Source organism: Synechococcus sp. R5-12 (genome assembly GCF_047502655.1).
In the GTDB taxonomy this organism is placed as follows: Bacteria; Cyanobacteriota; Cyanobacteriia; order Thermostichales; family Thermostichaceae; genus Thermostichus.
This window is the reverse complement of the sequence record NZ_JANSIM010000198.1, coordinates 1-4,916: the sequence shown is the minus strand read 5'-3', so window position 1 is coordinate 4,916 and position 4,916 is coordinate 1. Positions and strand designations below refer to the sequence as shown.

7 protein-coding genes are annotated in these 4,916 nt (G+C 57.9%); 6 read left to right on the top strand and 1 reads right to left on the bottom strand.

Going from position 1 to position 4,916, the window contains the following annotated elements:
• The first annotated feature begins 136 nt into the window (after positions 1-136).
• The 3 genes from NW843_RS10565 to NW843_RS10555 all read left to right on the top strand — a co-directional run bounded on the left by NW843_RS10565 (position 137) and on the right by NW843_RS10555 (position 2,405).
• Positions 137-796 (top strand): XRE family transcriptional regulator, encoded by a 660-nt coding sequence (locus tag NW843_RS10565; protein WP_414418074.1) that lies wholly within the window; start codon positions 137-139, stop codon positions 794-796.
• Positions 797-947: 151 nt separating this feature from the next.
• Positions 948-1,775 carry an OmpA family protein gene (locus NW843_RS10560; RefSeq protein ID WP_414522912.1) on the top strand — a complete coding sequence of 276 codons (828 nt, stop codon included), beginning with the start codon at positions 948-950 and terminating at the stop codon, positions 1,773-1,775.
• 117 nt (positions 1,776-1,892) lie between these two features.
• A complete protein-coding gene (locus NW843_RS10555; protein ID WP_414421911.1) occupies positions 1,893-2,405 on the top strand; it encodes an ATP-binding protein in 513 nt (170 codons plus the stop codon).
• On the opposite strand, the gene NW843_RS10550 is transcribed toward NW843_RS10555, so the two are convergent.
• A complete protein-coding gene (locus NW843_RS10550) occupies positions 2,382-3,512 on the bottom strand; it encodes a geranylgeranyl reductase family protein (RefSeq protein ID WP_011433895.1) in 1,131 nt (376 codons plus the stop codon). The two genes, NW843_RS10555 and NW843_RS10550, sit on opposite strands and share 24 nt — an antisense overlap.
• Before the next feature lie 110 nt (positions 3,513-3,622).
• Here NW843_RS10550 and NW843_RS10545 point away from each other — a divergent pair, with 110 nt between their 5' ends.
• The 3 genes from NW843_RS10545 (at position 3,623) to NW843_RS10535 (ending at position 4,826) form a co-directional block, all read left to right on the top strand.
• Positions 3,623-3,943, top strand: a complete 321-nt coding sequence (locus NW843_RS10545) for a hypothetical protein (protein WP_041436713.1) — start codon at positions 3,623-3,625, stop codon at positions 3,941-3,943.
• 130 nt (positions 3,944-4,073) lie between these two features.
• Positions 4,074-4,361 carry a hypothetical protein gene (locus NW843_RS10540; RefSeq protein ID WP_011433893.1) on the top strand — a complete coding sequence of 96 codons (288 nt, stop codon included), beginning with the start codon at positions 4,074-4,076 and terminating at the stop codon, positions 4,359-4,361.
• A 153-nt stretch (positions 4,362-4,514) separates the two neighbouring features.
• Entirely contained in the window at positions 4,515-4,826 is a 312-nt protein-coding gene (locus NW843_RS10535; RefSeq protein ID WP_011433892.1) for a hypothetical protein, read from the top strand.
• Positions 4,827-4,916 lie beyond the last annotated feature (90 nt).

Below are 4,916 nucleotides of genomic sequence, written 5' to 3'. Positions count from 1 at the left end.
GCCCGCTCCGTACCGCTTAGCGGTCGGAGCCGGGTAGTTTACGTTGAAGATTCTCCCCAAATGGCTGCACCGGTCGTTGACTTGTCAAGATATAGTGGTAAAAATCTGCTTATACACAATATGTAGCGTTAAGCCGATGTCCATCTCCTCTGGCTCTTCTTTTGCAGACCGCTTGCGATGGGTGATTGGCGATGAAGCCGTCTATGCGTTTGGGCGACGGGCCGGAATTAGCGATACGGCCTTGCGCAGCTACCTGAAGGGATCCGTGCCCGGCATTGATAAGGCCGTGAAAATTGCCCAAGTGGGCCAGGTCAACCTCAATTGGCTGATTACAGGGGAGGGATCCCCGCAGTTGCATCCCGACGCGAAAGCAGAGTATGTGTATGTGCCTTTTGTCGATGTAGCCGCCTCTGCCGGAGCGGGGGTGTTGGTGCGGGAAGAATCGATCGAATCGGTGATTGCTTTTGAGCGAAACTGGCTGCGGACGCACTTGAAGGGAAACCCTGCCGATCTAAGTCTGATTCGGGTGCAGGGGGATAGCATGTCTCCCACGTTGGAGGATGGCGACTGGATCTTTGTGGAGCGGCAAGAGGGTGGAGACCTGGGCTGTGAAGGCATTTACGTCTTTCAGATGGATGGGGATCTGTTGGTCAAACGGCTGCAGCGCCTGCCTGGGTCCCAGGTGAAGGTGATCAGCGACAATCCCCGCTTTCCCCCTTTTGTGGCGGATTTGGCGGATCCCATCAACGGCCTAACCCTCATAGGGCGTTATCGAGGTCGCATCAGTTTTGATTAGCCTCCCACAGCAGATGGCGGGAAGTGGCAGTTGGACCGACCGAGAATCCCCTTGGCGAGATCGGGTCGCCGGTTAGGATGGGTCTTGAGGGTTGAGTTGAGAGGAGTTCCTGCTCCTTGCCTGCGCCCATCCAGCCGGAGGTTTGCCTGCAATGGCTCGTTCGTCCCAGCTCCTAACAGTCGCTCTCCATTCCCTAAGCGGGATCCTCTTGGTCAGCAGCGGGATCTGGGTTGGGATGGTGCTTCCCCAGCAGGCTCAGCCTCAGCCCCAGCCGGAGACCAACATCTCTCCCACTCAACCCGTTTCTCCCACACCACCGATCCTGCCCACCTTGGCTCCACCCCAGACCAATCTTCCGGTGGCCAGCCCAACAGCCAATGCAGATCCAAATGCAGATCCAGAGGAAAATCACGAGAGCCCCACGGATCTGGAAGGGGAGATCCGGGAAATCCGCCAGCAGGTGATCCAGCTCTTGATCAGAATTGAGGAATTGGAGTCGCGGCTGCAACGGCTGCGTTCTCAAACAGGCTCTGAGCCTATCAGGGAATCTTCCACTGCTGCCGAGATCGTCCCAGGAGAAGAAAGCACCCCAGCCCCGACCAAAACGCCGACCTCTTTTCAGGTGGGAACCCAAACCATCAGCCTGCCGGGCGATTTGCTGTTCGATTTTGACAAAGCCGAGATTCGACCTGAAGCAGCGGCGCTGTTGGCCCAGGTGGCAAAATCCTTGGAGGCCATGCCCGGCGCTCGCGTTCAAGTCAACGGCCACACCGATAACATTGGGCCCTTAAACTACAACTTGGCTCTTTCCCTGCGCCGCGCCAATGCGGTTAAGGACTATTTGACGAAGCTGCTGCCGGAAGGCCATCCCATCAGTTGGACAACCTCTGGCTTTGGTCCCACCTTGCCCGTTGCCGATAACGACACAGAAGCCGGACGGCAGCGGAACCGCCGCGTGGATTTGGTCATCGCTCCCTAGCTACCCCCCCAAATGGGGGATGACACGTCCCAGCAGGGCTCTGGTCTAGAATCTGGTAGGGTCAATCCGGCCAGGATTGATGGGTGCAGGTTAAATCCTTATCGTTGGGGTTCGGTTTTGAACGCAGCAGGGATCCCTCTGGACAAGAGGCAAACGTTTGCGCTGAGGGTTGACACAACCCTGGACGCGCTTGACCAGGTTTTGACCTGGTTTGAGTCTTTCCGAAATGCGGGCATCCCGGATCCCATTTGGGCGGAATGTCAGTTGGCTTTGGTAGAGGGGTTTACCAACGCCGTTCGCCACGCCCACCGCGCTCTGCCGGAAAGTACGCCCATCGACATTGAGCTGCTGCTGATGCCGCAAGGGCTGGAGTTGCGCATCTGGGATCAGGGGCAGGAGTTTGATCTGGAGGGATTTGCTCGGAACTTGTCGGATCCCACATCGCCCAACGCCAATCTTGAGTCCGAGGGGGGACGGGGTATTTTGCTGATGAAAGCTCTCTCTACTCACCTCAGCTACAGCCGCCAAGCGGATGGTCGCAACTGCCTGGTGATCGGCAAGCGCTTCGACGATCCTGGATCTCGCCCGCGTCTGTCGGTGCCGGGCTTAGGCGAGCAGACCACCGCTTAACTTGCGAATAGCTGAGCTGGCCACATCGCTGTAGCGCAGTTCACCGGCCAAGATCTGGCCCATGCGCCGAGTGGCTCCCGGTCGTTTGACGCCCACCCTGTAGCCCACGCCCGGAAAGCGATAGAACAACGCCGCAATCCGCTTAGCCCAGCGCATTTCTGAGCCCCATTCCTGCTGCACGCGGGCAGAGTAGTTCGCCAGAGCTTCTGTATCCCCGCCTAGAGCTTGATCGATGGCCTGGGCCGCCAACATGCCGGTGAGAAGGGAAGGGCGGATCCCTTCAGCGGTAAACGGATCGATAACGCAGGCGGCATCTCCCACCAAGAGGGCATTTTGGGTGTGAAGCGGTTGATCTTCGTCCCAGAGGCAGATGGGATGGCCAAACGGCTTGACCGACTTCAAGTCTACGCCAAAGCTTTGGGCATATTGGGCGGCAATTTCCCGCAGGTTTTGTTTTTCTCCACCCCGAAAGGTGCCGGCTCCAATCGAGTAGCCATCAGCCTTGGGGAAGTTCCAAATGTAGCCATTGCTGACGGCGCCGAAGTCAAAATGGGCGGCTGCAGTTTGCGGCTGCAGGAGAGGCACTTCTGCTTCCAAGGCGGCAGCCAAGCGACGGCGGCGTTCCTGAAAGCCCAGCCACTTGGCCATTGAGCCTTTTGCCCCATCGGCCCCGATCACGTACCGACCCCAGACCGGGCCGGCGGTTGTCATCACTTGCCAGCGGTCGCTTTGCCACTCAAGGCCAGAGACAGGGCATTCTGCCTGGAGCGCTGCCCCTTGCTTTTGCGCTTGCTGAATCAGGTAGTGGTCGAAAACATCCCGCCGCACCATCCAAACGGGCTCTTTCAAATCCAAATCGACCACCACCGGATCGCCGCCGCGCCAGGTGTAGCGGATTTGCCGGATCTTGAGGGAAATGGCGGGGCCAAAGTCGAAGTCAAACCAAGCCGCCACCATAGGAGAAACGCCGCCCCCACAGGGTTTGTAGCGGGGCAAGGGATCCTTTTCCAGAACCAGCACCGAGCGTCCCCGCTTGGCCAGATGGTAGGCGGCAGATCCTCCAGCAGGGCCGGCGCCGACGATGACACAGTCGTAGAGTTGCGGCATGGTTTTCGATACTCCAGGCCCCCCCATCCTGGGTTCTGCTCACCAGCTTCTAGCCTATTATGGCTACAGCGAATTGCCTGCACGTTGCTTGCCTTTTTGTCGGGAAGACCATGCGAATTCGCTGGCAGCGCCTTGCCAACCAGCCCTCAGCTTGCTACTGTGCCGCCTGCGGAAAGCGTTTTGCGGGCGGGAAGCGAGTTCGTTGCCTTTTCAACGATAGGGGTCTGAATCTCGGCCCTATTTGCCCAGAGTGCTTTGCCCTTCCCCCAGTTCAGTTGCGAGAACAGATCCACCGCTATGCCTATTTGATGCGCCTGAATCGTCTGCGGGATCCCGGCAGCCAAGACCACGCCCATCATCTGGAACAAGCGGCCCGGGAGCGATCCATTCGGTATCCGGGCCTGTGGGGCTGGCTGCGGCAGTGGTGGTAGCGTTGGCAAGGGGATTGGGCATTCTGGAAAAGATGCAGGAAAATCAGGAGAGGTTGCCTTCGGGATCCCAGATCCATCTCGATTTTCCAGACCCGTTGGCTCGTTTGATCTTGTTGGTTGAGGAACCCCCATGCACGACCTGGACAGTTTGCCAGAACCGGTAGCCGATGCTCTGATCAAAAGCCTGCTTACGGACGTGGAGCGGCTGATCAACCAGCACGGCCTGTCAGAGGTTCTGGTGGGGTTGGCCATGTATTGCAACGTGCAGTTCAAGGCCAAGTTCAATAAGCCCAACCGCACGGAGAAGGATGAGGAGTTGGGGTTTTATTTCCGCGACGCCGCCAAAGCTCTAGAGGTGGCTGCCAGCCTCACCTATCGCACCATCGACCGCTCTCAATCTGCCCGGCCCAGCACCTAGCCGCCGGGATCCCTTTTTAGCTCTCACCCCCAACCTCTCTCAGGAAGAAAAAAGGGAGCCGGCGATCCATTGAGGATCTTAAGGATCTTGGGGTGGCAAGGGATCCCCCTGGGTTTTTATGCTGGTGGGCAACAAGTTGCATTGAGGCTGAGCGTGAGAATCGTCTGGGAACGCAGCATTTACGGGGGCAATGGCCGAGTGCCCTGCATTATCTGTGGGGGATGGGCCAACCCCATCCAGAAAAAAGGGCACCAAGTGTTGCTGGCGGTGGTCTACAACGACCGCGGGCAAATCTACGGGGAAGTCTGCCGCAGCTGCCTCGGTTTGGGGGCCAAAGGCATCAAAGAGTGCCTGCAAGAGCGGATCGCCCGTTTGCGCAAGCAACTGGAAGATTTGGAAGAGCTGGAGCAGGGAGAGGTGCAACTGCCTACATTGGAGCAGGAGTTGAGCGCCTATTTGGATTGAGGACTACACCCCTCTGAAAAACTTACGAAACCCCAATAGGAGGTGACGTCTGATACATTTACGCTGAACACTGCTGAACATCACTGTTCA

What these genes read in the sequence shown, in the direction of transcription:
- NW843_RS10550 (WP_011433895.1), bottom strand. Translation starts at nt 3,512, where the DNA reads ATGCCGCAACTCTACGACTGTGTCATCGTCGGCGCCGGCCCTGCTGGA.
- NW843_RS10560 (WP_414522912.1), top strand. Translation starts at nt 948, where the DNA reads ATGGCTCGTTCGTCCCAGCTCCTAACAGTCGCTCTCCATTCCCTAAGC.
- NW843_RS10540 (WP_011433893.1), top strand. Translation starts at nt 4,074, where the DNA reads ATGCACGACCTGGACAGTTTGCCAGAACCGGTAGCCGATGCTCTGATC.
- NW843_RS10565 (WP_414418074.1), top strand. Translation starts at nt 137, where the DNA reads ATGTCCATCTCCTCTGGCTCTTCTTTTGCAGACCGCTTGCGATGGGTG.
- NW843_RS10545 (WP_041436713.1), top strand. Translation starts at nt 3,623, where the DNA reads ATGCGAATTCGCTGGCAGCGCCTTGCCAACCAGCCCTCAGCTTGCTAC.